24 protein-coding genes are annotated in these 25,298 nt (G+C 67.2%); 7 read left to right on the forward strand and 17 right to left on the reverse strand.

The window, feature by feature from the left end:
* Positions 1-130 precede the first annotated feature (130 nt).
* From ACM6JT_RS15935 to ACM6JT_RS15950, 4 genes are all read right to left on the reverse strand, one after another.
* The gene (locus tag ACM6JT_RS15935; RefSeq protein ID WP_414856816.1) at positions 131-2,614 is read right to left on the reverse strand and encodes a DNA internalization-related competence protein ComEC/Rec2; all 2,484 of its coding nucleotides are present in this window, start codon (positions 2,612-2,614) and stop codon (positions 131-133) included.
* A 57-nt stretch (positions 2,615-2,671) separates the two neighbouring features.
* Positions 2,672-3,460, reverse strand: coding sequence for a TatD family hydrolase (locus ACM6JT_RS15940; protein ID WP_407970711.1), 789 nt, complete (start codon positions 3,458-3,460; stop codon positions 2,672-2,674).
* Positions 3,461-3,526: 66 nt separating this feature from the next.
* Entirely contained in the window at positions 3,527-4,285 is a 759-nt protein-coding gene (gene lolD / locus ACM6JT_RS15945) for a lipoprotein-releasing ABC transporter ATP-binding protein LolD (RefSeq protein WP_371287048.1), read from the reverse strand.
* Positions 4,278-5,531, reverse strand: coding sequence for a lipoprotein-releasing ABC transporter permease subunit (locus ACM6JT_RS15950; protein WP_034183566.1), 1,254 nt, complete (start codon positions 5,529-5,531; stop codon positions 4,278-4,280). Before ACM6JT_RS15950 ends, lolD begins: the two co-directional genes overlap by 8 nt.
* A 162-nt stretch (positions 5,532-5,693) precedes the next feature.
* Here ACM6JT_RS15950 and ACM6JT_RS15955 point away from each other — a divergent pair, with 162 nt between their 5' ends.
* From ACM6JT_RS15955 to ACM6JT_RS15975, 5 genes are all read left to right on the forward strand, one after another.
* Entirely contained in the window at positions 5,694-6,758 is a 1,065-nt protein-coding gene (locus tag ACM6JT_RS15955) for a regulator (protein ID WP_152603989.1), read from the forward strand.
* A gap of 14 nt (positions 6,759-6,772) precedes the next feature.
* A complete protein-coding gene (gene recJ / locus ACM6JT_RS15960) occupies positions 6,773-8,470 on the forward strand; it encodes a single-stranded-DNA-specific exonuclease RecJ (RefSeq protein ID WP_414856817.1) in 1,698 nt (565 codons plus the stop codon).
* A 152-nt stretch (positions 8,471-8,622) separates the two neighbouring features.
* A protein-coding gene (gene prfB, locus ACM6JT_RS15965) for a peptide chain release factor 2 (RefSeq protein ID WP_105392842.1) occupies positions 8,623-9,727 on the forward strand; the annotation gives its coding sequence in 2 pieces (ribosomal slippage) (positions 8,623-8,703 and positions 8,705-9,727; 1,104 coding nt in all).
* 84 nt (positions 9,728-9,811) lie between these two features.
* On the forward strand, positions 9,812-11,338 hold the full coding sequence (lysS, locus tag ACM6JT_RS15970) for a lysine--tRNA ligase (RefSeq protein ID WP_414856818.1): 1,527 nt from the start codon (positions 9,812-9,814) through the stop codon (positions 11,336-11,338).
* A gap of 346 nt (positions 11,339-11,684) precedes the next feature.
* Positions 11,685-12,413, forward strand: coding sequence for a glycine zipper 2TM domain-containing protein (locus tag ACM6JT_RS15975; protein ID WP_034183562.1), 729 nt, complete (start codon positions 11,685-11,687; stop codon positions 12,411-12,413).
* 122 nt (positions 12,414-12,535) lie between these two features.
* On the opposite strand, the gene iscX is transcribed toward ACM6JT_RS15975, so the two are convergent.
* The 12 genes from iscX to ACM6JT_RS16035 all read right to left on the reverse strand — a co-directional run bounded on the left by iscX (position 12,536) and on the right by ACM6JT_RS16035 (position 21,658).
* The gene (gene iscX / locus ACM6JT_RS15980; RefSeq protein ID WP_034183561.1) at positions 12,536-12,745 is read right to left on the reverse strand and encodes a Fe-S cluster assembly protein IscX; all 210 of its coding nucleotides are present in this window, start codon (positions 12,743-12,745) and stop codon (positions 12,536-12,538) included.
* A 17-nt stretch (positions 12,746-12,762) separates the two neighbouring features.
* The gene (fdx, locus tag ACM6JT_RS15985) at positions 12,763-13,104 is read right to left on the reverse strand and encodes an ISC system 2Fe-2S type ferredoxin (RefSeq protein WP_034183560.1); all 342 of its coding nucleotides are present in this window, start codon (positions 13,102-13,104) and stop codon (positions 12,763-12,765) included.
* A gap of 88 nt (positions 13,105-13,192) precedes the next feature.
* Positions 13,193-15,061: a Fe-S protein assembly chaperone HscA gene (gene hscA, locus ACM6JT_RS15990; RefSeq protein ID WP_034183559.1), complete on the reverse strand. Its 1,869-nt coding sequence runs from the start codon at positions 15,059-15,061 to the stop codon at positions 13,193-13,195.
* Positions 15,062-15,115: 54 nt separating this feature from the next.
* On the reverse strand, positions 15,116-15,643 hold the full coding sequence (gene hscB / locus ACM6JT_RS15995; RefSeq protein WP_105392859.1) for a Fe-S protein assembly co-chaperone HscB: 528 nt from the start codon (positions 15,641-15,643) through the stop codon (positions 15,116-15,118).
* A gap of 94 nt (positions 15,644-15,737) precedes the next feature.
* Positions 15,738-16,061 (reverse strand): iron-sulfur cluster assembly protein IscA, encoded by a 324-nt coding sequence (gene iscA, locus ACM6JT_RS16000; protein ID WP_011885413.1) that lies wholly within the window; start codon positions 16,059-16,061, stop codon positions 15,738-15,740.
* Between the two features lie 68 nt (positions 16,062-16,129).
* Positions 16,130-16,537 (reverse strand): Fe-S cluster assembly scaffold IscU, encoded by a 408-nt coding sequence (gene iscU, locus ACM6JT_RS16005; RefSeq protein WP_006481982.1) that lies wholly within the window; start codon positions 16,535-16,537, stop codon positions 16,130-16,132.
* Positions 16,538-16,605: 68 nt separating this feature from the next.
* The gene (locus ACM6JT_RS16010) at positions 16,606-17,829 is read right to left on the reverse strand and encodes an IscS subfamily cysteine desulfurase (RefSeq protein ID WP_034183558.1); all 1,224 of its coding nucleotides are present in this window, start codon (positions 17,827-17,829) and stop codon (positions 16,606-16,608) included.
* A 65-nt stretch (positions 17,830-17,894) separates the two neighbouring features.
* Positions 17,895-18,434: a Fe-S cluster assembly transcriptional regulator IscR gene (iscR, locus tag ACM6JT_RS16015; protein WP_009691731.1), complete on the reverse strand. Its 540-nt coding sequence runs from the start codon at positions 18,432-18,434 to the stop codon at positions 17,895-17,897.
* A 112-nt stretch (positions 18,435-18,546) separates the two neighbouring features.
* Complete coding sequence (locus ACM6JT_RS16020; protein ID WP_414856819.1) at positions 18,547-19,029, reverse strand: low molecular weight protein-tyrosine-phosphatase; 483 nt, start codon at positions 19,027-19,029, stop codon at positions 18,547-18,549.
* A gap of 101 nt (positions 19,030-19,130) precedes the next feature.
* Positions 19,131-19,358: a hypothetical protein gene (locus tag ACM6JT_RS16025; RefSeq protein ID WP_034183556.1), complete on the reverse strand. Its 228-nt coding sequence runs from the start codon at positions 19,356-19,358 to the stop codon at positions 19,131-19,133.
* Positions 19,359-19,487: 129 nt separating this feature from the next.
* Entirely contained in the window at positions 19,488-20,900 is a 1,413-nt protein-coding gene (locus ACM6JT_RS16030) for a lactate utilization protein B (protein ID WP_034183555.1), read from the reverse strand.
* Between the two features lie 35 nt (positions 20,901-20,935).
* The gene (locus ACM6JT_RS16035) at positions 20,936-21,658 is read right to left on the reverse strand and encodes a (Fe-S)-binding protein (RefSeq protein WP_034183554.1); all 723 of its coding nucleotides are present in this window, start codon (positions 21,656-21,658) and stop codon (positions 20,936-20,938) included.
* A gap of 182 nt (positions 21,659-21,840) precedes the next feature.
* Here ACM6JT_RS16035 and ACM6JT_RS16040 point away from each other — a divergent pair, with 182 nt between their 5' ends.
* Positions 21,841-22,650, forward strand: coding sequence for an IclR family transcriptional regulator (locus tag ACM6JT_RS16040; RefSeq protein ID WP_034183553.1), 810 nt, complete (start codon positions 21,841-21,843; stop codon positions 22,648-22,650).
* Between the two features lie 100 nt (positions 22,651-22,750).
* Here ACM6JT_RS16040 and pbpG read toward each other — a convergent pair whose 3' ends face one another.
* Entirely contained in the window at positions 22,751-23,917 is a 1,167-nt protein-coding gene (pbpG, locus tag ACM6JT_RS16045; protein WP_105392836.1) for a D-alanyl-D-alanine endopeptidase, read from the reverse strand.
* A gap of 654 nt (positions 23,918-24,571) precedes the next feature.
* Here pbpG and ACM6JT_RS16050 point away from each other — a divergent pair.
* A complete protein-coding gene (locus ACM6JT_RS16050; RefSeq protein WP_034183551.1) occupies positions 24,572-25,138 on the forward strand; it encodes a phasin family protein in 567 nt (188 codons plus the stop codon).
* Positions 25,139-25,298: the final 160 nt, after the last annotated feature.

A 25,298-nucleotide genomic window follows, 5' to 3' on the forward strand; every position in this document is an offset into this window, starting at 1 on the left:
TGTCTCCTTTGTCGACGGGAGTGAGTGCTTTGGCACCTACTCCCGCCCCATGCTTCGCGTTCTGCCGGGCCCGTGCTTCGGCACTTTTCGCGGGGCCCCTGCATTCTCTATAAACCGGCCCTCGCCCCGCTCAACGGTCCATCCAGTACCGCCGCCGTACGTCGCGATAACGCTCGAATGCGAACCCGCCGTCGGCCGGTGCGACGTCGAACCGCACGGCGCCGTCGCGATCGGTGCGCGGCAGCGGAATCCCGCGTGCCTCGTAGCGCGCGAGGACGGTCCGGTGCGGATGTCCGAAACGATTGCGATAGCCTACAGGAAATACCGCGACGCGCGGCCCGACCGAATCGAGGAAAGGCTCGACAGACGACGTGCGGCTGCCGTGGTGCGGAACGACCAGGATCTGCGCGGCCAGCGCGTCGCGCGCGGCGTCCACGAGCTGGCGTTCGGTGCGTGCCTCGATGTCGCCCGTCAGCAGCGCGGACGTGCCGCCCGCGTCGATGCGCAGCACGCACGATTGCCCGTTCGACGCGCCCGTGCCCGGGCCGCCCGGTGGCCAGAGCATCGTGAAGACGACGCCGTCCCAGGTCCAGCGCTGCCCGGCCGCGCACGGCAGCCGGTCGACGACGCCGGCGGCCGTCGCGTCGCGCCACAGCCGGTTCTTCGGCGCAATGCCGGCCAGCAGCTGGCGCACGTCGGCTGCCGCATAGACGGCCGGCGCGCCGCCCGCGTGATCGGCGTCCGCGTGACTGAGCACGAGCGAATCGATCACCGCGATGCCGCGCGAGCGCAACGCCGGCGCGACGATCCGCGCGCCGGCATGCGTCGACTCCGCGCCCGGCCCCGCATCGAACAGCAAGGTTCGGCGTGCGGTCTCCACCAGCACCGACGCGCCCTGCCCGACGTCGAGCACGGTCAGCCGGAAGCCGCCCGGCGGCGGTGCATCGGATGCCGGCGCGACGAGCGGCAGCCACGTGAGCGGCGCCGCCCAGCGCAACGGCCAGCCGCGCGGCATCAGCGCCCATGCGACGCCCACGCACGCAAGCGCCAGCACCGGCCAGTCGGGCATGCGCAGCCAGAACACGCCGGCCGGCCAGTCGGCGAGATACCCGAGCAGCGTCATCATCGGTTCGAGCGCCGCATGCGCAAGCCGGAACGCGTACGCATCGAGAGGTGCAGGCAGTGCGATGCCGGCCAGCACGATCGGCGTCACGACCGTGCTCACCCAGGGAATCGCGAATGCATTGCCGAACGGGCCAGATAGCGAAATCTGCGCGAACCACGCCGCCGTCAGCGGTGCGAGACCGATCGTCACCGCGTACTGCACGCGCGTGGCCTCGGCGATACGGCGCGCGGCGCGCGTGCCCCACGCGCGCAACCGGCTCGACAGGCCGGCCGTGTCGTTGCCCTCCTCGCCTTGCGCGTCGACCTCGCGCGCCGCGCGCCAGCCGGCGACGGTCAGCAGAATGACGGCGACCGCCCCGAACGACAGCCAGAACCCGGCCGACAGCACGGCCCACGGATCGGCAAGCAGCACGCCGCCGAGCGCCGCGCACAGCACCGCCGACGTCGGCACGCTGCGCCCGGCCAGATACGCGATGCCGCCGGCCGCGATCATCCACCACGCACGCTGCGCCGGCACGTTGAAACCGGCGAGCGCCGCATAGCCGGCCGCGGCCGCCAGCGCGGCAAGCGATGCCGCATACGGCGCCGGCAACACGAGCGTCGCGGCCCGCGCACGCCAGCGCAGCCGGCGCCAGACCATCGACACCAGCCCGCCCGCGATCGCGCCGACGAGCCCGACGTGCAGGCCGGAGATCGCGACCAGATGGCTCGTACCCGTGTTGCGCAGCACGCGCCAGTCGTCGTCGCCGATGCCGGACTGGTCGCCGATCGCGAGCGCGGCGACGATGCCACGATGGCCGGCGTCGACACCGAGCGTCTCGCCGATGCGCGCCCGCAGCACGTCGCGCAGCCGATCGATCGATGCACGCCAACCCGATGCATGCGCATCGAGCAATACCGACCGCCGCGGCGCGCTGACGTAACCGATCGCGCGAATGCCTGCGGCAAGCCACGCCGCCTCGCTGTCACGCACGCCGGCATTGGCCTCGGCGTGCGGGCGCTTCAGGCGCACGACGAAGCGCCAGCGCTGCGCGGCACGCAGTTCGGGAAGCGGATTGCGCGTCGCGGATGCGCCATACACGCGCCACGACAGCCGGATCAATGGCGGGAAACGGGCCAACCCCGCATCGTTCGACTCGACCGCGAGCAGCAGCCGCGCGCCCGTGTCGTCGACGACGGGCAGCCCCCGGATCACGCCGGTGACGACGATGTCGCGCCCTTCCCAGTCGACGGGCAAGCTGTCGCGCAGCCGCCATTCGGCCCGCGCCGCCGCGTAACCGAACCCCGCCACGCAGGCCGCGAGCGCGCACAGCATCCATCCGAGCGCGATGGTCGTGCGCGTGCGCCGGCGACGCATGCACCACGCACCCAGCGCCTCGCAACCGGCAAGCACGACCGCACAGATCGTCCATGCGATCGCGCCCGGCAACGCCGCCTGCCGCTGCAGCACGACGACGCCGAGCGCGAACGCGATCCACCACACGCGCATCGCGCCTCCTCGTCGACCTGGCGCCGCCATTGCGAATGCGGCGCCTTCCGGCAACGATTATGCGGACGAAAGTGCGAGTCGCGGCAGCGCGGCGAGCGCGTTAGCCGAAGTGGATAGGCCGAGTGAGCTGGCGTCGATACCGCGCAGTTCGGCGAGCACGTCGCCGATGCGCGGCACCTGGTCGGGCGTGTTGCGGGATTTGTACGCCCATTCGGGCGCGATGTCGGGCGCGTCCGTCTCGACGACGATCGCGTCGAGCGGCAATTGCGCCGCAAGCCGGCGGATCTGCAACGCGCGCGTGAATGTCACGTTGCCGCCGAAGCCGAGATGCAGCCCCTGCGCGAGATACGCTTCGGCCTGCTGGAAACTGCCGTTGAATGCATGCGCGATGCCGCGCCGCACGCCGAAGCGGCGCAGCCCCGCGAGCACGCGGTCCTGCGACTTGCGCACGTGGCACAGCACGGGCAGGTCGAATTCGCGCGCCAGCTTCAGCTGCCCCTGGTAGAAGAACTGCTGCCGGTCTTCGTCGAGCCCCGGCACGAAATAGTCGAGGCCGATCTCGCCGATCGCGACGAAGCGCGGATCGTCGAGACTCGCTTCGATCTCCATGCGCAGCCGGTCGAGATCCTCGTCACGCGCGTGCGGCGTATACATCGGATGGATGCCAAGCGCATAGACGGCGCCCGGCGTGCGCTGCGCAAGTTCGCGCACCGTCGTGAAGTTATCGCGCCCGATGCTCGGGATCACGATGCGCGACACGCCGGCCGCGCGTGCCGCCTGCGCGACCGCGTCACGATCGGCGTCGAACTCGGCGGCATCGAGATGGCAGTGCGTATCGATCCACATGACGGCATTCCTGTACCCCTCGCGCCGCGCCGGGACGAACCCGGCGGCCCGGCCAGGGGTGTTGGCTTACACCGGCAGCGCCGGCTCCTCGTGCAGCACGCCGTCACGCAGCCGCATGATGCGGTCGCAGCGCGCGGCGAGATCGGGATCGTGCGTGACGATCACGAAGCTCGTTTCGAGCGTCTCGGACAGTTCGAGCATCAGGTTGAACACCGTGTCTGCCGTCGTGCCGTCGAGGTTGCCGGTCGGCTCGTCGGCGAGCACGCACGCGGGTTTCGTGACCAGCGCGCGCGCGATCGCGACGCGCTGCCGCTCGCCGCCCGACAGCTCGCCCGGCCGGTGCTTCGCGCGCGGGCCGAGACCGACGCGTTCGAGCATCGCCTGGGCCTGCGCGCGCGCGTCCTCGGTCGTCATCCGGCGGATGCGCAGCGGCATCGCGACGTTGTCGAGCGCGGTGAACTCGGGCAGCAGGTGATGGAACTGGTAGACGAAGCCGAGCGCGCGGTTGCGCAACTCGTTGCGCTCGCGCTCGGCGAGTTGCGTAAACGGCTTGCCGAGCAGCGACACTTCGCCCGCGCTCGGCTCGTCGAGCCCGCCCAGCACGTGCAGCAGCGTGCTCTTGCCCGAACCCGACGCACCGACGACGGCGAGCTTCTCGCCGCGCCGCACCGTCAGTTCGGTATTGTTGAGCACCTGCACGTTGAAGCCACCCTGCACGAACGCCTTCGTGATCCCGCGCGCCTGAAGCACGTATTCCTGCATACCTGCCGAATCCTGTCTGTTGTGTTGTTCTGAATCCGCGAATGCGGTTGCGCGGTCATTCATAGCGGAGCGCCTCCGCCGGCTTCACCTTCGCGCCGCGCCAACTCGGATAGAGCGTCGCGACGGCCGACAGCGCGAATGCGATCAGCCCGATCCGGATCACGTCGCTCGCGACGAGTTCCGACGGCAGCTCGCTGATGAAGTACACGGACGGCGGCAGGAACTGCACGCCGAACAGGTGCTCGATCATCGGGATCAGCCAGGGGATGCTCCACGCGATCAGGCAGCCGAGCGCGACGCCCGACGCCGTGCCGACGAAGCCGATCGTCACGCCCTGCACGACGAAGATCTTCATGATCGACCCCGGCTGCGCGCCGAGCGTGCGCAGGATCGCGATGTCGGCCTGCTTGTTGGTCACGGTCATCACGAGCGACGACACGAGGTTGAACGCGGCCACCGCGATGATCAGCGTCAGGATGATGAACATCATCCGCTTCTCGATCTGCACGGCCGAGAACCACGTCTTGTTCTGCTGCGTCCAGTCGCGGATGTACAGGCTGCCCGACAGCGTATGCGACAGCTCGACCGCGACCTGCGGCGCCTTCTGCATGTCCGTCAGCCGCAGCCGCACGCCGGTCGGCGCAGCCATCCGGAACAATGCCTCGGCGTCGCGGATGTTGATCATCGCGAGCGTGCTGTCGTATTCGTAGTGGCCCGACTCGAACACGCCGACGACCGTGAACTGCTTCAGGCGCGGCATCATGCCGGCCGGCGTGATCGAGCCTTCGGGCGCGACCAGCGTGACCTTGTCGCCGACCGTTACGCCGAGGTTGCCGGCGAGCGCGTCGCCGAGCACGATGCCGAACTGGCCCGGCACGAGCGCGCCGAGCTGCCCGGCCTTCATGTCCTTGCCGATGTCGGACACCTGCGGCTCGAGCGTCGGCTCGACGCCGCGCAGCATCACGCCGCTCACCGCGTCCTGGCGCGTGAGCAGCGCCTGCGCGTCGACGTACGGCGCCGCGCCGACCACCGACGGATTGCGGCGCGCTTCCTGCGCGGTCAGTTGCCAGTCGGGCATCGAGCCCGTCGGCGAGAACACCTCGACGTGCGCGAGCACCGACAGCATGCGGTCGCGCACTTCCTTCTGGAAGCCGTTCATCACCGACAGCACGACGATCAGCGCCGCGACGCCGAGCGCGATGCCGAGCATCGATACGAGGGCGATGAAGGAAATGAAGCCGTTGCCGGTCGTGCGTTTGCCGGCGCGCGTATAGCGCCAGCCGATCTGCCATTCGTACGGAAGTTTCAAGCGAATCCTTTCTGCTGGTTACGGCGGGAAGGCGCCCCGCGGCCGGACCGCCGCCCGGCGGCGGCCACCGGCCCGGGCCCGGTCGAAAAACGGCCGCCGGACGCGAACGGGCCGTCTGCCGGCCCGATCACGCGCGCAGTTTGCCATACAATGCGCACCATCATGCACGACCGACGCCTCCATTTTCTCGTTCCGTTCGCGCTGCCGTCGGCGGCCGATGCGGCCTCGTCCCTGCACACGCTGGACAGCCCCGCGCTCGAAAAGTTGCTCGCCCGCGCACGCCTCGTCGAGCGCGTGGCCGGCGAGGACTTCCAGCGCACGCTGCCGCACGAGCGCTGGCTGGCCCGCCAGTTCGGCGCGACCCAGGGCAACGCCGCGGACGAGGCGCCGCTCGCGCCCTACATGTTGCTGGCGGACGGCGGCGACCCCGGCGCACAAGCATGGGCATGCGTCGAGCCCGTGCACGTCGAAATCGCGCACGATCACCTGGTGCTCGTCGATCCGGCAGCCCTCGCGCTCGACGACGGCGACGCGGCCGCGCTGCTCGCGGTCGCGCGGCCGCTGATCGAGGAGCTCGGCGTGCGGCTCGAAGCGCCGAACCCCGCGCGCTGGTACCTGTCGAGCGAACAGCTCGCACGGCTCGCCGGCGCCGCGCCGCTGCGCGCGAGCGGCCGCAACATCGAGATCTGGCTGCCGCACGAGGCACACACGGGCGAACGCTCGCGGATGTGGATGAAACTGCAGAACGAAGTGCAGATGGCGTGGTTCCAGCACCCGGTCAACGAAGCCCGCGAGGCGCGTGGCCTGCCGGCCGTCAATTCGATCTGGTTCCATGCGCAGGGCACGCTGAAGCCGGTCGGCAAGCCGTTCGCGCGCGTGCTGTCCGCGTCGCCCGCCGCGCTCGGCCTCGCGCGCGCCGCGCAGGCCGAAGCCGGCGCCCCACCCGCCGCGTTCGACGCGCTGCCCGCCGGCGACGGCGCGACGCTCGTCGAACTGCCGGCGTTGACCACCCCATTCATCGAACAGGACTGGGCGCGCTGGCACGACGGGCTCGCCGCGCTCGAGCGCGACTGGTTCGCGCCGGTGCTCGCCGCGCTGCAGAACGGCGCGCTCGCCAGCGTCGAATTCACGCTGTGCGGCGATACAAGCTCCGTGACGCTGCACGCGACGCGCGGCGACCTGCGCAAGTTCTGGCGCCGCCGTGCGCTCGCCTCCCTGTTCGAATAACAAGCAGACCCCGAATGACCCGGATCGTTACCCGCCCCGTCGCGCCCGCCGACGCCGAAGTGCTCGCGCGCCACGGCCTGCATCCCGTCCTCGCGCGCCTGTATGCGTCGCGCGGCGTGCAGTCCCCGACCGATATCGAGACCGCGCTTGCGCGCCTCGTCCCGCCCACCGAGCTGAAGGGCTGCGCCGACGCGGCGTCGCTGCTTGCCGACGCGATCGCCGACAAGCGACGCCTGCTCGTCGTCGCCGACTACGACTGCGACGGCGCGACCGCGTGCGCGGTGGCGGTACGCGGCCTGCGGATGTTCGGCGCTCAGATCGACTACCTGGTACCGAACCGCTTCGAATATGGCTACGGCCTCACGCCCGAGATCGTCGAGCTCGCGGCCGCGCGCAAACCCGACCTGCTGATCACCGTCGACAACGGGATCGCGAGCGTCGCGGGCGTCGAAGCCGCGAACGCGCGCGGCATCGACGTGCTCGTGACCGACCACCACCTGCCCGGCGACGCGCTGCCCGCTGCCCGTGCGATCGTCAACCCGAACCAGCCCGGCTGCGCGTTCCCGAGCAAGCACATCGCCGGCGTCGGCGTGATGTTCTACGTGCTGCTGGCGCTGCGCGCCGAACTGCGCCGGCGCGGCGCATTCGCGAGCAAGGAAGCGGAGCCGCGCCTGGACGGCCTGCTCGACCTCGTCGCGCTCGGCACCGTCGCAGACGTCGTGCGGCTCGACGGCAACAATCGCGTGCTCGTCGCACAGGGGCTGCAGCGGATCCGCAACGGCCGCATGCAGCCGGGTGTCGCCGCGCTGTTCCGCGCCGCCGCGCGCGAAGCGCGCACCGCGTCGGGCTTCGACCTCGGCTTCGGCCTCGGTCCGCGGCTCAACGCCGCGGGGCGGCTGTCCGACATGTCGCTCGGCATCGAATGCCTGATCACCGACGACATCGGCCGTGCGTGGGATCTCGCGCAGCAGCTCGACGTGATGAACCGCGAGCGCCGCGAGATCGAGGCCGGCATGCAGCAGCAGGCGCTCGCCGATCTCGCCGACGTCGACCCGGCCGACGCGTGCACGATCACGCTGTTCAACCCCGCATGGCACCAGGGCGTGATCGGCATCGTCGCCGGGCGGCTCAAGGAAAAATTCCACCGCCCGTCGTTCACGTTCGCGCACGCGGACGACGAAGGCAAGCGGGTCAAGGGGTCGGGCCGGTCGATCGCCGGCTTCCACCTGCGCGACGCGCTCGACCTCGTGTCGAAACGCGAACCGGACCTGATCGTCGCGTTCGGCGGCCATGCGATGGCGGCCGGTCTCACGCTCGATACCGAGAACGTGCCGCGCTTCGCGGCCGCGTTCGAGGCCGTCGCACGCGAATGGCTGTCCGACGACGCGCTCGCCCGCGTGATCGAGACCGACGGCGAACTCGAAGACGCTTACTTCACGCCGCAGTTCGTCGGGCTGCTCGACGAAGCCGTCTGGGGGCAAGGCTTTCCGGCCCCGCTTTTCTCGGGCGAATTCGACGTCGTGTCGCAATCGCTCGTGAAGGAAAAGCACCTGAAGCTGCAGCTTGCGCGCGGCCGCCAGCGCTTCAACGCGATCTGGTTCAACCACACCGAGCCGCTGCCGGCGAGCGCGCTGATCGCGTACCGCCTCGTCGCCGACACGTGGAACGGCGTCACGCGCGTCCAGTTGATCGTCGAACACGCGGCCGGCTGAGCACGGGCCGCCCGGCCCGCAGTGCCCGCCGATGCATGCACGCCGCACCGGACGGGGCCGCGGCACGCGTGCGAGCACCGTTTGCGTCACCGGGCAACCCTGCCGATCGGCTATAATTCCGCTTTTTTACGAAGCAAGAAAAGCGAACGATCATGGAAGCGGAACGTCTCAACGCGATCGAAAGCTCCCTGCTCGACCTGCGCAACCGCGCGGGCGAGCTCCGGGGGTATCTTTGACTACGACGCCAAAGCTGCGCGTCTGACCGAAGTCAACAAGGAACTCGAAGACCCGAACGTCTGGAACGATTCGAAGAACGCCCAGGCACTCGGCCGCGAGAAGAAGCTGCTCGAAGGCGTCGTCACGACGCTGACGGCGCTCGATAGCGACCTGCGCGACGCGCTCGACCTGTTCGAGCTGGCCCGCGAGGAAGGCGACGAGGACACGCTCGTCGCGTCGGAAGAGGATGCCGCGAAGCTCGAGGCACGCGTTGGCGACATCGAATTCCGCCGGATGTTCTCGAACCCGGCCGACCCGAACAACTGCTTCATCGACATCCAGGCCGGCGCCGGCGGCACCGAGGCGTGCGACTGGGCGTCGATGCTGCTGCGCCAGTACCTGCGCTACTGCGAACGCAAGGGCTTCAAGGCCGAAGTACTCGAAGAGTCCGACGGCGACGTCGCCGGCATCAAGAACGCGACGGTCAAGGTCTCGGGCGAATACGCATACGGCTTCCTGCGCACTGAAACAGGCATCCACCGTCTCGTGCGCAAGTCGCCGTTCGATTCGTCGGGCGGCCGCCATACGTCGTTCTCGTCGGTGTTCGTGTATCCGGAAATCGACGACTCGATCGAAGTCGAGATCAACCCGGCCGACCTGCGCATCGACACGTACCGCGCCTCGGGCGCCGGCGGCCAGCACATCAACAAGACCGACTCGGCGGTGCGGATCACGCACATGCCGACCGGCATCGTCGTGCAGTGCCAGAACGACCGCTCGCAGCACCGCAACCGCGCGGAAGCGATGGCGATGCTGAAGTCGCGCCTGTACGAAGTCGAGATGCGCAAGCGCCAGGCCGAGCAGGACAAGCTCGAATCGAGCAAGACCGACGTGGGCTGGGGCCACCAGATCCGCTCGTACGTGCTCGACCAGAGCCGCGTGAAGGACCTGCGCACGAACGTCGAAATGAGCAACACCCGTGCGGTGCTCGACGGCGATCTCGACGACTTCATCAGCGCGAGCCTCAAACAGGGCGTGTAAGCGCCGCGGCGCGCACCTGGCCAGGTCGCGCCGCCCTTGCCCTTCCCGTTTGCGTTGCCGCACCCAATCCGAATTCCGACCATCATGACCGAACCGACCCAAACGCAGCCCGCCGTCGCAGCGGACGAAAACCAGATCATCTCCGAGCGCCGCGAGAAGCTGCGCGCCTTGCGCGAGCAAGGCGTCGCCTACCCGAACGACTTCCGGCCGACGCACCACGCAGCCGATCTGCAGGTGAAATTCGCCGACTCGGACAAGGCCGCGCTCGAAGCGAGCCCGGTCGAGGTGTCGGTTGCCGGCCGCATGATGCTCAAGCGCGTGATGGGCAAGGCAAGCTTCGCGACGGTGCAGGACGGTTCGGGCCAGATCCAGTTCTTCGTGACGCCGAACGACGTCGGTGCGGAAACCTACGACGCATTCAAGAAGTGGGACCTCGGCGACATCGTCGCCGCGCGCGGCGTGCTGTTCCGCACCAACAAGGGCGAGCTGTCGGTCCAGTGCAAGGAGCTGCGCCTGCTGTCGAAGGCGCTGCGTCCGCTGCCGGACAAGTTCCACGGCCTCGCCGACCAGGAAATGCGCTACCGCCAGCGCTACGTCGACCTGATCGTCACGCCGGAAACGCGCGATACGTTCCGCGCGCGGACCAAGACGATCGCGTCGATCCGCAAGTTCATGGATTCGGCCGACTTCATGGAAGTCGAGACGCCGATGCTGCACCCGATCCCGGGCGGCGCGGCCGCGAAGCCGTTCGTCACGCATCACAACGCGCTCGACATGCAGATGTTCCTGCGCATCGCGCCGGAGCTGTACCTGAAGCGCCTGATCGTCGGCGGCTTCGAACGCGTGTTCGAGATCAACCGCAATTTCCGGAATGAAGGCGTGTCGCCGCGTCACAACCCGGAATTCACGATGATGGAGTTCTACGCCGCGTACACCGACTATCGCTGGCTGATGGACTTCACCGAGCAGCTGATCCGCCAGGCGGCGATCGATGCGCTCGGCACCGCGACGATCCAGTATCAAGGCCGCGAGCTCGACCTCGCGAAGCCGTTCCATCGCCTGACGATCACGCAGGCGATCCAGAAGTACGCGCCGCAGTACACCGACGGCCAGCTGTCGGACGACGCGTACCTGCGCACCGAACTGAAGCGCTTCGGCGTCGACGTCGGGCAGCCGGCGTTCCTGAACGCGGGCATCGGCGCACTGCAGCTCGCGCTGTTCGAGGAAACGGCCGAAGCGCAGCTCTGGGAACCGACGTTCATCATCGACTACCCGGTCGAGGTGTCGCCGCTCGCACGCGCATCGGATACGGTGCCGGGCATCACCGAGCGTTTCGAGCTGTTCATGACCGGCCGCGAGATCGCGAACGGCTTCTCGGAGCTGAACGATCCGGAAGACCAGGCCGCACGCTTCAAGAAGCAGGTCGAGCAGAAGGACGCGGGCGACGAGGAAGCGATGTTCTTCGACGCCGACTACATCCGCGCGCTCGAATACGGGATGCCTCCGACCGGCGGCTGCGGGATCGGCATCGACCGCCTCGTGATGCTGCTGACCGACAGCCCGACGATCCGCGACGTGCTGCTGTTCCCCCATCTGCGCCGCGAAGACTGACGGCCGCGCCCGTGCGCGCCGCACCCCGTGGCGCGCACGCCTCAGCTTTGTAACGACGCGTAAATCCCGCCAGCCGGCGTCCGCCGGCCTTCGTTCCTCCCCCGTTTTATTCCCTTGTCGCGACGGCCTGCTCAGGGTTTTCCCGGCAACAATCGCCGGCGCCCTGCTGCAATTCGTTACACCTTGATACGGTGCGCCCCTCGCCGCTCGACGACACTCCTTTTGCGTCACCACGCATGACAACGGGACCAGAACGAGGCGCCGGAACGCCGAGTCTGCTCGATCCCGAAGCGTGGGATCCGGCCCGGCGCCGACGTGCCGATCCGGATCGACATTGGAGAAAAAAATGGACAACCAGAATCAGACCACGCCGCAAAAGCAACGCCTCCATCCGCTGATCGCCACTGCAGCGGGCGCCGTCATCGTCGCCAGCCTCGCGGCGACAGCAGCGATCACGGGCGTATTCCCGAAGGCCAGCAGCAGCAACGAACAGAACGGCCAGACCCAGGCCGCGCTGATCGCGTCGCAGCCGGCCGTCGATACGGCCGCGGCCGCCAGCGCCGCGCTGGCCGCGCAAGCCCGGCAGCAGGCGGCCGAACAAGCCGCCGCGCAGCAGAAGGCGATCGCGCAGGCCGAACCGAAGCCCGCGCCGCGCCCGGCGACGACGCACCGCCGTCATACGCAGGCACCGCAGCCGCCGCAATATGCGCAGCAGCCGTCGGCGCCCGCCCAGGCAGCCTACTGCCAGAGCTGCGGCACGGTCGTCGCGATCACGCAGACGCGCACGCCGGGCCAGAGCTCGGGGATCGGCGCCGTTGGCGGTGCCGCTGCCGGCGGCCTGCTCGGCAACCAGTTCGGCAACGGTAACGGCCGCACCGCGATGACGATCATCGGCGCGCTGGGCGGCGGTCTCGCCGGCAACCAGGTCGAGAAGCAGGTACGCGCGGAAACCGACTATCAGGTGCAAGTGCAGATGGAAAGCGGCGCGACGCGTACGTTCACGTACCACAACCCGCCGCCGTTCGGCCAGGGTCAGCGCGTGCGGATCGAGAACGGCACGCTGGTCGGCGCGTAAGCGGCCGCTGCCCACGCGTCGTGCCCGGGCAAGCGACCTGAAAACGAAAACGGCTCGCGAGCGATTGCTCACGAGCCGTTTTCTCATTGGAGCCGCGTGCGCCATTGCGGCGCACGCCGTGCTCAGTCTTCGTCGTCGAAGTCCGATTCGTCGATCCAGTGCGCCTGGATCGCTTCGAGGATCTTCTCGCCGGAATGCTTCGGATCATCGTCGAAGCCGTCGAGTTCAAGCACCCATTGGCGCAGGTCGACGAAGTTGATCCGCTGCGGGTCGATGTCCGGGTACTTGTCCGCCAGCGCAATGGCTAGTTCGCGCGAATCGGTCCATTTCATCGCCTGCCTCCGGTTTGTCAGTGATTTTCCTTCGCGTGGTTGATCGAGTACTTCGGAATCTCGACCACCAGGTCCGAATCTTCGTTCACGATCGCCTGGCACGACAGGCGCGACGTCGGCTCGAGGCCCCACGCCTTGTCCAGCAGGTCGTCCTCGTCCTCCTCGGACGGCGCCAGATCGTTGAAGCCCTCGCGGATCACCACGTGGCACGTCGTGCACGCGCACGACTTCTCGCATGCATGCTCGATCTCGATTCCGTGGTCGAGCAGGTTGTCGCAGATACTCTTGCCGGGCGTCGCGTCGATCACTGCGCCGTCCGGGCACAGTTCGACGTGAGGCAGCACCACCAGTTGAGGCATGTCCGTTCCGTCAGTCAGGGTGCGGCGACAGGCGCCGCACGGTTCATTATCGCGCGGGCCGTCGCCGGCCGATGCGCAGTTCGTCAGTTCAGATCTCGTCGAGCCGGCGGCCCGACAGTGCGCGCTTGATGCTCTTGTCCATCCGGCGCGCCGCGAATTCGTCGGTGCCGTCGGCCAGCGTCTTGGTCGCCGCTTCGATCGCATTCGTATCGTCGCCTTGCGCAACCGCGCGCAGCGCCGCGGCGAGCGCGTCGATCTGCGTGCGCTCGTCCGCATCGAGCAGTTCGCCGTCGGTCGCCAGCGCGGCCTGCGTCGCCTCGAGCATCCGCTCGGCCTCGACCTGCGCTTCGCGCAGCGCGCGTGCGCGCATGTCGATTTCGGCGGTCTTGAAGCTGTCCTCGAGCATCTTCGCGATGTCGTCGTCGGCGAGGCCGTACGACGGCTTCACGACGACCGACGCCTCGACGCCCGACAGCTGTTCGCGTGCGAACACCGACAGCAGACCGTCCGCGTCGACCTGATAGGTCACGCGAATCCGCGCGGCGCCGGCCGTCATCGGCGGAATACCGCGCAGCTCGAAGCGCGCAAGCGACCGGCAGTCGGCGACGAGCTCGCGCTCGCCCTGCACGACGTGGATCGCCATCGCGGTCTGGCCGTCCTTGAAAGTCGTGAATTCCTGCGCGCGTGCGATCGGAATCGTCGAGTTGCGCGGAATGATCTTCTCGACGAGGCCGCCCATCGTCTCAACGCCGAGCGACAGCGGAATCACGTCGAGCAGCAGCCAGTCGTCGCCGGTGCCGCGATTGCCCGCGAGCAGGTCGGCCTGGATCGCAGCACCGAGCGCGACGACCTGGTCCGGATCGAGGTTCACGAGCGGCGGCTGGCCGAAATATTTCGCGACTGCGTCGCGAATCACCGGCATGCGCGTCGCGCCGCCGACGAGCACGACGCCCTTGATGTCGGCCGGCGTCACCTGCGCGTCGCGCAGCGCCTTGCGGGTCGGTGTGAGCGTGCGCTGCACGAGCGGCTCGACGAGCGATGCGAACGTGTCGTGCGAGACCGTCTGCACGACGTGCGCGCCGCCCGACAGCGTCACGTCGAGCGACGCCTGCGGCGCGGACGACAGCGCTTCCTTCAGCACGCGCACGCGGTCGAGCAGCAGGCGCACGTCCTCGGGCGCGAGCGTCCTTGCGTCGATACCGGCCTGCGCGAGCACGTGACCGAACAGCGCGTGATCGAAGTCGTCGCCGCCGAGTGCGGAATCGCCGCCCGCGGCCAGCACTTCGAACACGCCCTTCGTCAGCTTCAGGATCGACAGGTCGAACGTGCCGCCGCCGAGGTCGTACACCGCGTAGAGGCCTTCGGACGCGTTGTCGAGGCCATACGCAATCGCCGCGGCAGTCGGTTCGTTCAGCAGGCGCAGCACGTTGAGGCCCGCGAGACGCGCGGCATCCTTGGTCGCCTGGCGCTGCGCTTCGTCGAAATACGCGGGCACCGTGATCACCGCGCCGACCAGATCGTCGCCGAGCGAATCTTCGGCGCGATAGCGCAGCGTCGCGAGAATCTCGGCCGACACTTCGACCGGGCTCTTCACGCCGTCGACGGTACGGATCTGCACCATGCCCGGCGCGTCGACGAATTCGTACGGCGCATTCGCCGCGCCTTCGACCTCGGCCTTGCCGCGGCCCATGAAGCGCTTGACCGACACGATCGTGTTGCGCGGATCGGTCGCGGCCTGCTCTTTCGCTTCGTGGCCGATGCGGCGGCCGCCCTTCTCGAGGTAGCGGACCACCGACGGCAGCAGCACGCGGCCCGCTTCGTCCGGCAGCACTTCGGCCACGCTGTTGCGCACGGCCGCGACGAGCGAGTTCGTCGTGCCGAGATCGATCCCGACGGCGAGTCGCCGCTGGTGCGGCGCCGGCGCCATGCCCGGTTCGGAAATTTGCAGTAAAGCCATCTTGGTTCGTTCGGGCGCTCGGCCCGTTTGCTGCGCGTGCCGCAAGGCACGCGGTTAAGTTTCGAGGCGCTCGATCTGCGTGCCCACTTCCGACGCGACACGTTCGATGAACATCAGCTGGCGCACGGCCTCGGCGGCCGCCTGATCGGCGCCGCTGTCGAGCAGCGTGCCGAGGCGCTCGACGCGTACGCGCTTCTCGTCGCGCAACTCGGCGAGCAGCGTGTCGAGTGCGTCGACGTTGCGGGCGGCCGCGGCATCCTCGATGCCCTCGCGCCACTCCATCTGCTGCATCAGGAACGCCGGTTCCATCGCGGTGTTGCTTTCAGCGCCGATGTCGACGCCGCGCAGCGACAGCAGATAGGACGCGCGCTTCAGCGGATCGCGCAGCGTGCGGTACGCCTCGTTCGCGCGGGTTGCCCATTGCATCGCGATGCGCTTTTGCGCGTCGCCGGCCGCCGCGAAGCGGTCCGGATGCACCTGCGTCTGCACCGTCCGATAGGCGGCGTCGAGCGTCGCCTCGTCGAGCGCGAATTGCGCCGGCAGGTGAAACAGGTCGAAATGGCTGTCTTTCAGCGAGACCATCGTCGCGTTCAATTCCGGTTCGTCGCGCGGCAAACGCCGCACATTAAAAAGGCGGCCCGTGCCGCCTCTTGCCCGCATTGCGCGGAGATCCGCGTCACACGCGGAACGATTCGCCGCAGCCGCACTCGTCCTTCACGTTCGGGTTGTTGAACTTGAACCCTTCGTTCAGGCCTTCGCGGGCAAAGTCGAGCTCGGTGCCGTCGATGTACGCGAGGCTCTTCGGATCGACGACGACCTTCACGCCATGGCTCTCGAACACCTGATCCTCGGGAGCCAGCTCGTCGACATACTCGAGCTTGTACGCGAGCCCCGAGCACCCGGTCGTGCGAACGCCAAGCCGCAGGCCAACACCCTTGCCGCGACGGACGAGGTATTTCTGGACGTGCTGTGCTGCTTTTTCGGTCAGTGTAATTGCCATGATGTCCTTGCGCGACGCGCCACCGGGACCCGCCGCGTTCCTTCTGAACCCAACCCGCTCGATGCCGCTCAGGCCGCTGCCTGATCGCCTTCCTTCGTGTCGTGGCGCTTCTTGTAGTCGGCCACGGCTGCCTTGATCGCGTCTTCCGCGAGGATCGAGCAGTGAATCTTCACCGGCGGCAGCGCGAGCTCTTCGGCGATCTGCGTATTCTTGATCGACAGCGCCTCGTCGAGCGTCTTGCCCTTCACCCATTCGGTCACGAGCGAGCTCGACGCGATCGCCGAACCGCACCCGTAGGTCTTGAACTTCGCGTCTTCGATCACGCCGTCCGCGCCGACGCGGATCTGCAGCTTCATCACGTCGCCGCAGGCCGGCGCGCCGACCATGCCCGTGCCGACCGTGTCGTCGTCCTTCGCGAACGAACCGACGTTGCGCGGGTTTTCGTAGTGATCCAGAACCTTGTTGCTGTAAGACATGACTCAGACTCCTTGACTCGTTACGTCTGCGTGCGCGAATCCGCCCGCGGATATGTTCAGTGTGGCGCTTAGTGAGCGGCCCATTCGATCGTCGACAGGTCGATGCCTTCCTGGTGCATTTCCCAGAGCGGCGACAGTTCGCGCAGCTTCGCGATCTTGCTGTTCAGCAGATTGATCACGAAGTCGACTTCCTGCTCCGTCGTGAAGCGGCCGACCGTGAAGCGGATCGAGCTGTGCGCGAGCTCGTCGTTGCGGCCGAGCGCACGCAGCACGTACGACGGCTCCAGCGACGCCGACGTACATGCGGAGCCCGACGAAACCGCGACGTCCTTGATCGCCATGATCAGCGACTCGCCTTCGACGAAGTTGAAACTGATGTTGAGGTTGTGCGGGACACGGTGTTCCATGTCGCCGTTCACGTACGTTTCCTCGATTTGCGACAGGCCGCGCAGCAGCTTGTCGCGCAGCATGCGGACGCGCTCGTTCTCGGTCGCCATTTCTTCGCGCGCGATGCGGAACGCTTCGCCCATGCCGACGATCTGGTGCGTCGCCAGCGTGCCCGAACGCATCCCGCGCTCGTGGCCGCCGCCGTGCATCTGTGCCTCGATGCGCACGCGCGGCTTGCGGCGCACGTACAGCGCGCCGATGCCCTTCGGGCCATAGGTCTTGTGCGCCGAGAACGACATCAGGTCGACCTTCAGTTTCGCGAGGTCGATCCCGACCTTGCCGGTCGACTGTGCAGCGTCGACGTGGAACACGATGCCCTTCTCGCGACAGATTTCACCGATCGTCTCGATGTCCTGGATCACGCCGATCTCGTTGTTCACGTGCATCACCGACACGAGGATCGTATCGGGGCGCAACGCGGCCTTGAACACGTCGAGGTCGAGCAGGCCGTCATCCTTCACGTCGAGGTAGGTGACTTCGAAACCGTCGCGCTCGAGCTCGCGGCACGTATCGAGCACGGCCTTGTGCTCGGTCTTCACCGTGATGATGTGCTTGCCCTTGCCCTTGTAGAAGTTCGCGGCACCCTTGATCGCGAGGTTGTCCGATTCCGTTGCGCCGGACGTCCAGATGATCTCGCGCGGATCCGCGTTCACAAGTGCGGCCACCTGCTCGCGCGCTTCCTCGACCGCACGCTCCGCGTCCCAGCCGTAAGCGTGGCTGCGCGACGCCGGGTTGCCGAACTGCTCGCGCAGGTACGGCACCATCTTGTCGACCACGCGCGGATCGACGGGCGTCGTCGCGCTGTAATCCATATAGATGGGCAGGTGGAGAGTCTCTTGGGTCATCTGTCGCTCCGGGTATTCTGTGCAGGGACTATGTGCGTTATGGGGTATGGCGGGCGCCTTCGCGCTCACGAACTCGCGATGTTGAACACCGAATTGGGGCCGAGCGGCATCGTGCGCACGGGCTCGGCCGGTGCGGCGACGGGCTCCGGCGTACGCCGGTCGCGCAGCACCGCGGGTGCGCCCTCGCGTGCGCGCTGCTGATCGACGAGATCCTGCAGCGACACGGAATCGAGGTATTCGACCATCTTCTGGTTCAGGGTCGACCACAGCTCGTGCGTCATGCAATGGCCGTCGGGCTGCTTCGAGCCGTCGCACGTGCCTTTGCCGCCGCACTGCGTGGCGTCGAGCGGTTCATCGACCGCGATGATGATGTCGGCAACGGTGACGTCCTGCGCGCGACGCGCGAGGTTGTAGCCGCCGCCCGGGCCGCGCACGGATTCGACGATTTCATGCCTGCGCAGCTTGCCGAACAGCTGTTCGAGATACGAGAGCGAAATCCGCTGGCGCTGGCTGATGCCTGCAAGCGTCACCGGGCCCTGCTCCTGGCGCAGTGCCAAGTCAATCATCGCCGTGACGGCGAAACGGCCTTTGGTGGTGAGTCTCATGGTGTCTAGGGGACTGCAATCTTGACGATTTTGGTCAAGTATAAATATTTGACAGATTTAGTCAAGTATCCATGCCTTTGATAGGGTATTCGCAGATCGCTGAATACCGCGATCAGCGCTGCGTGCGGGCCCGAAGCGTCTGCAGCAGGCCCGCGCACGCGCGTTCGACCTGATCGAGCACCTGTTCGAAGCCCTGCGCGCCGCCGAAATACGGATCGGACACTTCCGTTTCAGACGAGTCCGGCGCGAATTCCATCAGCAGGCGCACCTTGTCGCGATGCTGCGGCGGGCAGCGGCGGTGCAGTTCCGCAAGATTCGCTTCGTCCATCGCGAGCAGCAGGTCGAAACGCTCGAAGTCCGCCGCACTCACCTGCCGCGCGCGCAGCGCCGACAGGCCGTAGCCGCGGCTGCGCGCGGCAGCCTGCGCACGCGTATCGGGCGGCTCGCCCACATGCCAGTCGCCGGTGCCGGCCGAATCGATCGCGATCCGGTCCGCCAGCGCGGCAGCGTCGACCTGGTGGCGCATCACGCCTTCCGCGGTGGGCGAGCGGCAGATGTTGCCGAGACAGACGAAACAGATCGCAACGCGGGTCATCGCACTATCGGAAAGCCGCGGCGGACCGCGTGGAACAAGAACGCGCCATTATACAAAGGCGCCCGAAATCGCGCCGCCGCGCAAAGCGACGGCGCCCAGCATTACAGCGCCTTCGGCGCGGCGAGCACGACGTCGCCGGATGCCGCCGGCAGCGGCTTCGCCGCGTCGTCGACCAGCCCGAACGACACCGCGCGCGCCAGTTCGGCAGACGCCTGGTGAACCGCGAGCGGGCCGCGCGCCGGCGCATCGGCCATCGCATGCAGATAGGCAGCCGCGGCCAGCGGGACGACGATTGCCAGCGGCCAGTACATCGATATTGTCTTTTTCATGATGCGGACCTCCTTGACCTCGTTCCCCGAAAACCGATTCCGGGGACTACAGACAAGATTCTATAGACCGCATCTATCGAGATAAATATGTAAATAGCGAACGCACTGTTGTCGCCGGATGAACAGTGCTCAGCCGAGGTGGCTTTTCGATGCCGCGTACAGTTCGCGGAACGTGCGCCCGGTCGGCGTCGGCATGTCGCGCGTATCCATCCAGCCGCCCATCATCGGCAGACGCCGCAGCATGCCGCCGTTGCCGCCCAGCCGCTCGAGGACGCGCACCGCGAGCTTGGTCGTCAGCGCGTACAGCGTCGGCCGCCGCGCGACGAAGCCCCATGCGGCGAGCGCGGTCCGCTCGCGCCACGGCCGCAGGTGCCGCTCGACCTGTTTCTCGCGCAGCGTGCGCAACAGGTGCGACAACGGAATCCCGACCGGGCACACGCTGTCGCATTCGCCGCACAGCGTCGCGGCCTGCGGCAGGTCGAGCGTGCTCTCGAGCCCGACGTAGCTCGGCGTCAGCACCGACCCCATCGGCCCCGGGTAGACCCAGCCGTACGCATGGCCGCCGACCTTCTGGTAAACCGGGCAGTGGTTCATGCACGCGCCGCAGCGGATGCAGCGCAGCATCTCCTGGAACTCGCCGCCGATCAGGCCCGTGCGGCCGCCGTCGACGAGCACCACGTAGTTGTGCTCGGGGCCGTCCTCGTCGCCCGGGCCGCGCGGCCCGGTCAGCAGTGAAAAATAGTTCGACGTCTTCTGCCCCGTCGCGGAGCGCGGCAACAGGCGCATCGCGGTCGCCAGATCCTCGAGCGTCGGCAGCACCTTCTCGATGCCCGTCACCGCGACATGCACGCGCGGCATCACCGTGCACATCCCCTCGTTCCCTTCGTTCGTCACGATCGCGACCGAACCCGTCTCGGCAATCACGAAGTTGCCGCCCGTCACGCCCATGTCGGCCGACATGAAATGCGGGCGCAGCACCTCGCGCGCCTCGCGCGTCATGTCCGGAATCTCGGTGAGCCGCGCGCGATGGTGCGTGCGCGCGAACAGGTCGGCGATCTCGTCCTTGTCCTTGTGCACGACGGGCGCAATGATGTGGCTCGGCGGTTCGTTGTCGTTGATCTGCAGGATGTATTCGCCGAGATCCGTCTCGATCGACTGCACGCCCATCTCCGCGAGCACCGCGTTCAGACGCATCTCCTCGGACACCATCGACTTGGTCTTGATGACCTTCTTCACGTCGTGCCGGCGCGCGATGTCGGCCACGAGCCGCGCGGCATCCGCGGTCGTTTCGGCGAACAGTACCGTCGTGCCGCGCCGCGTCGCCTCGCGCTCGAATGCGTCGAGCCACACGTCGAGGTTCTCCAGCGCGCGGTTGCGGCGCGCCTTGAGCGCGGCGCGCGTGGCCGGGAAGTCGATCGCGGTCATCGCGTCGGCGCGCGCGGACACGAACTTCGTCGACAGCTTCTTCAGGTTCTGCTGCAGGCGCTGGTCGGCCAGCTTCTGGCCGGCGCGCGCCTTGAAATGCATCGATTGGACTTGCATCGCGGTATCGGGGGAAAAGTGAGCGGAACCGGGCGTCAGACGTCGCCCGCCAGCACCTGCGCGACGTGCAGCACGCGCGTGTCGCGGTCGCCGGTGCGGCGCAACCGCCCTTCGATGTTCAGCATGCAGCCGAGATCGCCCAGCACGACGGCGCCCGCGCCCGACGCACGCACGTTCGCGCATTTCTCGTCCGCGATGGCGGCCGAAATATCGCCGTACTTGACCGCGAACGTGCCGCCGAAGCCGCAGCAGTGCTCGCAGTCCTTCATCTCGGTGACCGCGATGCCGCGCTGCGCGAGCAGCGCGCGCGGCTGCGCCTTCACGCCGAGTTCGCGCAGGCCCGAGCACGAGTCGTGATAGGTGACGGGCCCGGTGAATTCACCGGGCTCGAGCGAGACCTTGGCGACGTTCGCGAGGAAATCGGTCAGTTCGTAGACTTTCTGCTGAAAGCGCGCGTAGCGCCCCATCAGTTCGGGGTCGTCGCGGAACAGGTCGCCGTAGTGCGTGCGTATCATCCCGCCGCACGAACCCGACGGCGCGACCACGTAATCGAACTGCTCGAACTCGCGCAGCGTCTTTTCCGCGAGATCGCGCGCCAGCGCGCGCTCGCCGGAGTTGTAGGCCGGCTGGCCGCAGCAGGTTTGCGCGGGCGGCACGATCACCTCGTAGCCGGCGTCGCGAATCAGCTTGAGCGCCGAGAAACCGATTTCGGGGCGCATCAGATCGACCAGGCAGGTCACGAACAAACCGACTCGCATACGTGCTCCTTCGAGAAAACGGCTCTCATTATCCGCCGTTTGGCCGGCAAGACCAACGCGGGCTTGCGCGCAAGCCCGCGCGGCGCGAAGCGAGGACTTCCTCGAACGGCGTTCGCTTTTTTCACAATACGAGATACAATCAGCCCAACACCGCCTGACGCGTCAACCGATTCCTCCCCGACATGAGCCAACCCACCCCGGATTCAAAAACGTCGATCCAGGTGATCGAACGCATGATGCGGCTGCTGGACGCGCTCGCCGCGCACAGCGACCCCGTCAGCCTGAAGGAGCTTGCGCAGCGGACGGAGCTGCATCCGTCGACCGCGCACCGCATCCTCAACGACATGGTGACCTGCCGTCTCGTTGACCGCTCCGATCCCGGCACGTACCGCCTCGGCATGCGGCTGCTCGAGCTCGGCAACCTCGTGAAGGCGCGCCTGTCGGTGCGCGACGCGGCGCTGATGCCGATGCGCGAGCTGCACCGTCTCACCGGGCAGACCGTGAACCTGTCGGTGCGCCAGGGCGACGAGATCGTCTATATCGAGCGCGCCTATTCGGAGCGTTCGGGGATGCAGGTCGTCCGCGCGATCGGCGGCCGCGCGCCGCTGCACCTCACGTCGGTCGGCAAGCTGTTCCTCGCGGCCGACGAAACGTCGCGCGTGCGCGCCTATGCAACGCGCACGGGGCTGTCCGGCCATACGCAGAACAGCATCACCGACATCGCGAAGCTCGAGCGCGAGCTGACGATCGTCCGCCAGCAATCATGCGCACGCGACAACGAGGAGCTGGAGCTCGGCGTGCGCTGTATCGCGGCCGGCATCTACGACGATTCTGGCAAGCTCGTCGCGGGCCTGTCGCTGTCGGCACCGGCCGATCGCCTGCAGGACGCGTGGCTCGGCCAGTTGAGCCGCACGGCGCTCACCATCTCGGAATCGCTCGGCTATCGGCCGGCGCCCGCGAAGGATGCGGACGGGCTGCAGCGGCAGGCATAAGCCGCCTTCACCGCCGCGGTTCTCTCCAACGAAAAAACCCCGCGATTGCGGGGTTTTTTCTTGCAGCTAATCGGCGAGGCGGCGGGACCGCCGCCGGCGATCAGGTGCCGCCGTTCGGCGTGTTGGCCGCCGTCAGGCGCTCGCCGCCGCCGGCATCGAGCCAGTTGCGCAGGCGTGCCGCGTCGGCGAAGCGCGAATACTTGCCGTACGAATCGAGCAGCACGATCACCATCGGCCGGCCATGGATCGTCGCCTGCATCACGAGGCACTCGCCCGCTTCGTTGATGAAGCCGGTCTTCTGCAGGCCGATGTCCCACGAGCCGTTGCCGCGGATCAGCGCGTTCGTGCTGTTGTAGGCGAGATTGCGCTTGCCCGTGTACACCTCGTAGCTGCGATCGGTCGAGAACTGGCGGATCATCGGGTACTGGTACGCCGCATTGACCATCTTCACCAGATCGCGCGCGCTCGACACGTTCGAGCTCGACAGGCCGGTCGAATTCTCGAAATGCGTATCGGCCATGCCGAGCGCCTTCGCCTTCGCGTTCATCGCAGCGATGAACGCCGGACGGCCGCCCGGGTAATAACGCGACAGCGCGGCGGCCGCGCGGTTTTCCGACGCCATCAGCGCGATATGCAGCATGTCCTCGCGCGACAGCACCGAGCCGACCGACAGGCGCGAGCCCGTGCCCTTCTCGTAGTCGCGGTCTTCGTCGGTGACTTCGATCTGGTCGGTCATCGGCGTCTTCGAATCGAGCACGACCATCGCCGTCATCAGCTTCGAGATCGACGCGATCGGCACGACGGCATGCGAATTCTTGTCGAACAGCGGCTCGCCGGAATTCTGGTCGACGACGTACGCGACGCTCGAGCGCAGCGCGAGCGCGTCCGGCGTGTCGTGCAGGCCGAACGCCTGGCCGACGGTCGGACGGCGCGGCTGGAACGCGATCTGGCGCACTGCGCCGCGGTGGCCGCCGTGCACGCCCGCTGCGAGCGTCATGCGCTTGCGCGACGCTTTCGCGCGCGGCGCATCGGCCGCGGCGACCTTGGCGGATTGGCTGGATGCGGCCTTGACCGACTTCTTCTTCGCGGACGAAGCAGGAGCGACGGCCTTTTTCTTGGCGGCTTGTTGGGTCTTCGCAGTGGCGGCAAAGGCGTCAGCGGGCGCGACGGACGCGGCGGTCGCCAGCAAGGCGACGGCGACCGACACAGCCGCGCCGAGCGTCATGCTCTGCAACAATCTGCGCGGTGAAAACGATTCGGCTTTCATTGGGGTCTGGACAAAGCGGGCGGGAGGTTTCCGCAAGTGTAGTTAAAGCTTAAAAAAAGAGCAATATTAGGCACTTACCGATCGTCGTTAAACCGGAATGTAAGGGTCGGCCAACCTCAGACCAATCGACCCTCCCGCTCCCATCGAAAAAAATCATGGGAAGCACTGCCCGACAGCGCCCGTCTCCCGATTACCACACGGTTAATTGAGATAACGTCACTTTCGGGGCAATTTAAAGCGGGGAAACTACGTATCCGGCGCTCGGGGCGTGCCTGCAGCGCCTCTTGACCATGACGACGGCACGTCGCCACGGCATGCGCATCGAAACGGCGCGTTTTCGACAGGAACGGAAGGATAACGTTCCACGAGCCTGTCAGGTTTACCTGTGCGTGCTCATGGTGCGCTGCGCCTGCCCCGCGCCCGTGCGCACCATTTGGGATCGAGCGTGAAACCGATTCCGAACGGCCATGATAACTCGTTGTTTTATCGATAATTTGTCACGATTGTGCAACGCACAAAAAATACTTGACATCCGTTTTCTCTGCCCTAAAATACGTTTCATTGCTGCGTTGCACAAAGGACGCGCATCCGAGGTTCCCCATCGTAGTGCCCCTTTACCCTGCGATCGACGCGATCGCTTTTCAGGAGCTTGACATGTCCTTGCTGACCCCCGAGCAAATCGCCGCCGCACAGAAAGCCAACCTCGAAAGCCTGTTCGGTCTGACGACCAAGGCGTTCGAAGGCGTCGAAAAGCTGATCGAACTGAACCTGCAGGTCGTGAAGTCGACGCTGGTCGAGAGCCAGGAAAATGCACAGCGTCTGCTGTCGGTGAAGGACGCTCAGGAACTGATCGCACTGCAAGCGAGCCTGTCGCAGCCGGTCGCGGAAAAGGTGCTGTCGTACGGCCGTCACCTGTACGAAATCGCATCGTCGACGCAAGCCGAGTTCACGAAGGTTGCCGAAGCGCAATTCGAAGAGCAGAACAAGAAGGTCCAGGCACTCGTCGACAACGTCGCGAAGAACGCCCCGGCCGGTTCGGAAACGGCTGTCGCCGCGCTGAAGTCGGCACTGAACGCTGCGAACACCACGTACGAAACGGTTCAAAAGGCAACGAAGCAAGCCGTCGAGATCGCTGAAACGAACTTCAACGCTGCTGCTGCCGTCGCAACGAAGGCTGCCACCGCCGCCGCTGCGCGTCGTTCGAGCAAGCCGGCCGCGTAAGCGTCCCCTGCTCCTGAAAGAGCCGCGCCCAGCGCGGCTTTTTCGTTTCCGGCGCCGGAAACGGCGCGAACCGGCCGCCGTTCGCTACGCTAGAACAGCCGTTTGATCGTCGCGCCGGCAGCGAGCAAAAGAAGAACGCCGCCGCCCGGATTGCCCGGGC

The organism is Burkholderia sp. IT-111MI5, from assembly GCF_949752865.1.
GTDB lineage: Bacteria > Pseudomonadota > Gammaproteobacteria > Burkholderiales > Burkholderiaceae > Burkholderia > Burkholderia pyrrocinia_C.

What these genes read in the sequence shown, in the direction of transcription:
- ACM6JT_RS15935 (WP_414856816.1), bottom strand. Translation starts at nt 2,614, where the DNA reads ATGCGCGTGTGGTGGATCGCGTTCGCGCTCGGCGTCGTCGTGCTGCAG.
- ACM6JT_RS15940 (WP_407970711.1), bottom strand. Translation starts at nt 3,460, where the DNA reads ATGTGGATCGATACGCACTGCCATCTCGATGCCGCCGAGTTCGACGCC.
- lolD (WP_371287048.1), bottom strand. Translation starts at nt 4,285, where the DNA reads ATGAATGACCGCGCAACCGCATTCGCGGATTCAGAACAACACAACAGA.
- ACM6JT_RS15955 (WP_152603989.1), top strand. Translation starts at nt 5,694, where the DNA reads ATGCACGACCGACGCCTCCATTTTCTCGTTCCGTTCGCGCTGCCGTCG.
- recJ (WP_414856817.1), top strand. Translation starts at nt 6,773, where the DNA reads ATGACCCGGATCGTTACCCGCCCCGTCGCGCCCGCCGACGCCGAAGTG.
- lysS (WP_414856818.1), top strand. Translation starts at nt 9,812, where the DNA reads ATGACCGAACCGACCCAAACGCAGCCCGCCGTCGCAGCGGACGAAAAC.
- ACM6JT_RS15975 (WP_034183562.1), top strand. Translation starts at nt 11,685, where the DNA reads ATGGACAACCAGAATCAGACCACGCCGCAAAAGCAACGCCTCCATCCG.
- iscX (WP_034183561.1), bottom strand. Translation starts at nt 12,745, where the DNA reads ATGAAATGGACCGATTCGCGCGAACTAGCCATTGCGCTGGCGGACAAG.
- fdx (WP_034183560.1), bottom strand. Translation starts at nt 13,104, where the DNA reads ATGCCTCAACTGGTGGTGCTGCCTCACGTCGAACTGTGCCCGGACGGC.
- hscA (WP_034183559.1), bottom strand. Translation starts at nt 15,061, where the DNA reads ATGGCTTTACTGCAAATTTCCGAACCGGGCATGGCGCCGGCGCCGCAC.
- hscB (WP_105392859.1), bottom strand. Translation starts at nt 15,643, where the DNA reads ATGGTCTCGCTGAAAGACAGCCATTTCGACCTGTTTCACCTGCCGGCG.
- iscA (WP_011885413.1), bottom strand. Translation starts at nt 16,061, where the DNA reads ATGGCAATTACACTGACCGAAAAAGCAGCACAGCACGTCCAGAAATAC.
- iscU (WP_006481982.1), bottom strand. Translation starts at nt 16,537, where the DNA reads ATGTCTTACAGCAACAAGGTTCTGGATCACTACGAAAACCCGCGCAAC.
- ACM6JT_RS16010 (WP_034183558.1), bottom strand. Translation starts at nt 17,829, where the DNA reads ATGACCCAAGAGACTCTCCACCTGCCCATCTATATGGATTACAGCGCG.
- iscR (WP_009691731.1), bottom strand. Translation starts at nt 18,434, where the DNA reads ATGAGACTCACCACCAAAGGCCGTTTCGCCGTCACGGCGATGATTGAC.
- ACM6JT_RS16020 (WP_414856819.1), bottom strand. Translation starts at nt 19,029, where the DNA reads ATGACCCGCGTTGCGATCTGTTTCGTCTGTCTCGGCAACATCTGCCGC.
- ACM6JT_RS16025 (WP_034183556.1), bottom strand. Translation starts at nt 19,358, where the DNA reads ATGAAAAAGACAATATCGATGTACTGGCCGCTGGCAATCGTCGTCCCG.
- ACM6JT_RS16030 (WP_034183555.1), bottom strand. Translation starts at nt 20,900, where the DNA reads ATGCAAGTCCAATCGATGCATTTCAAGGCGCGCGCCGGCCAGAAGCTG.
- ACM6JT_RS16035 (WP_034183554.1), bottom strand. Translation starts at nt 21,658, where the DNA reads ATGCGAGTCGGTTTGTTCGTGACCTGCCTGGTCGATCTGATGCGCCCC.
- ACM6JT_RS16040 (WP_034183553.1), top strand. Translation starts at nt 21,841, where the DNA reads ATGAGCCAACCCACCCCGGATTCAAAAACGTCGATCCAGGTGATCGAA.
- pbpG (WP_105392836.1), bottom strand. Translation starts at nt 23,917, where the DNA reads ATGAAAGCCGAATCGTTTTCACCGCGCAGATTGTTGCAGAGCATGACG.
- ACM6JT_RS16050 (WP_034183551.1), top strand. Translation starts at nt 24,572, where the DNA reads ATGTCCTTGCTGACCCCCGAGCAAATCGCCGCCGCACAGAAAGCCAAC.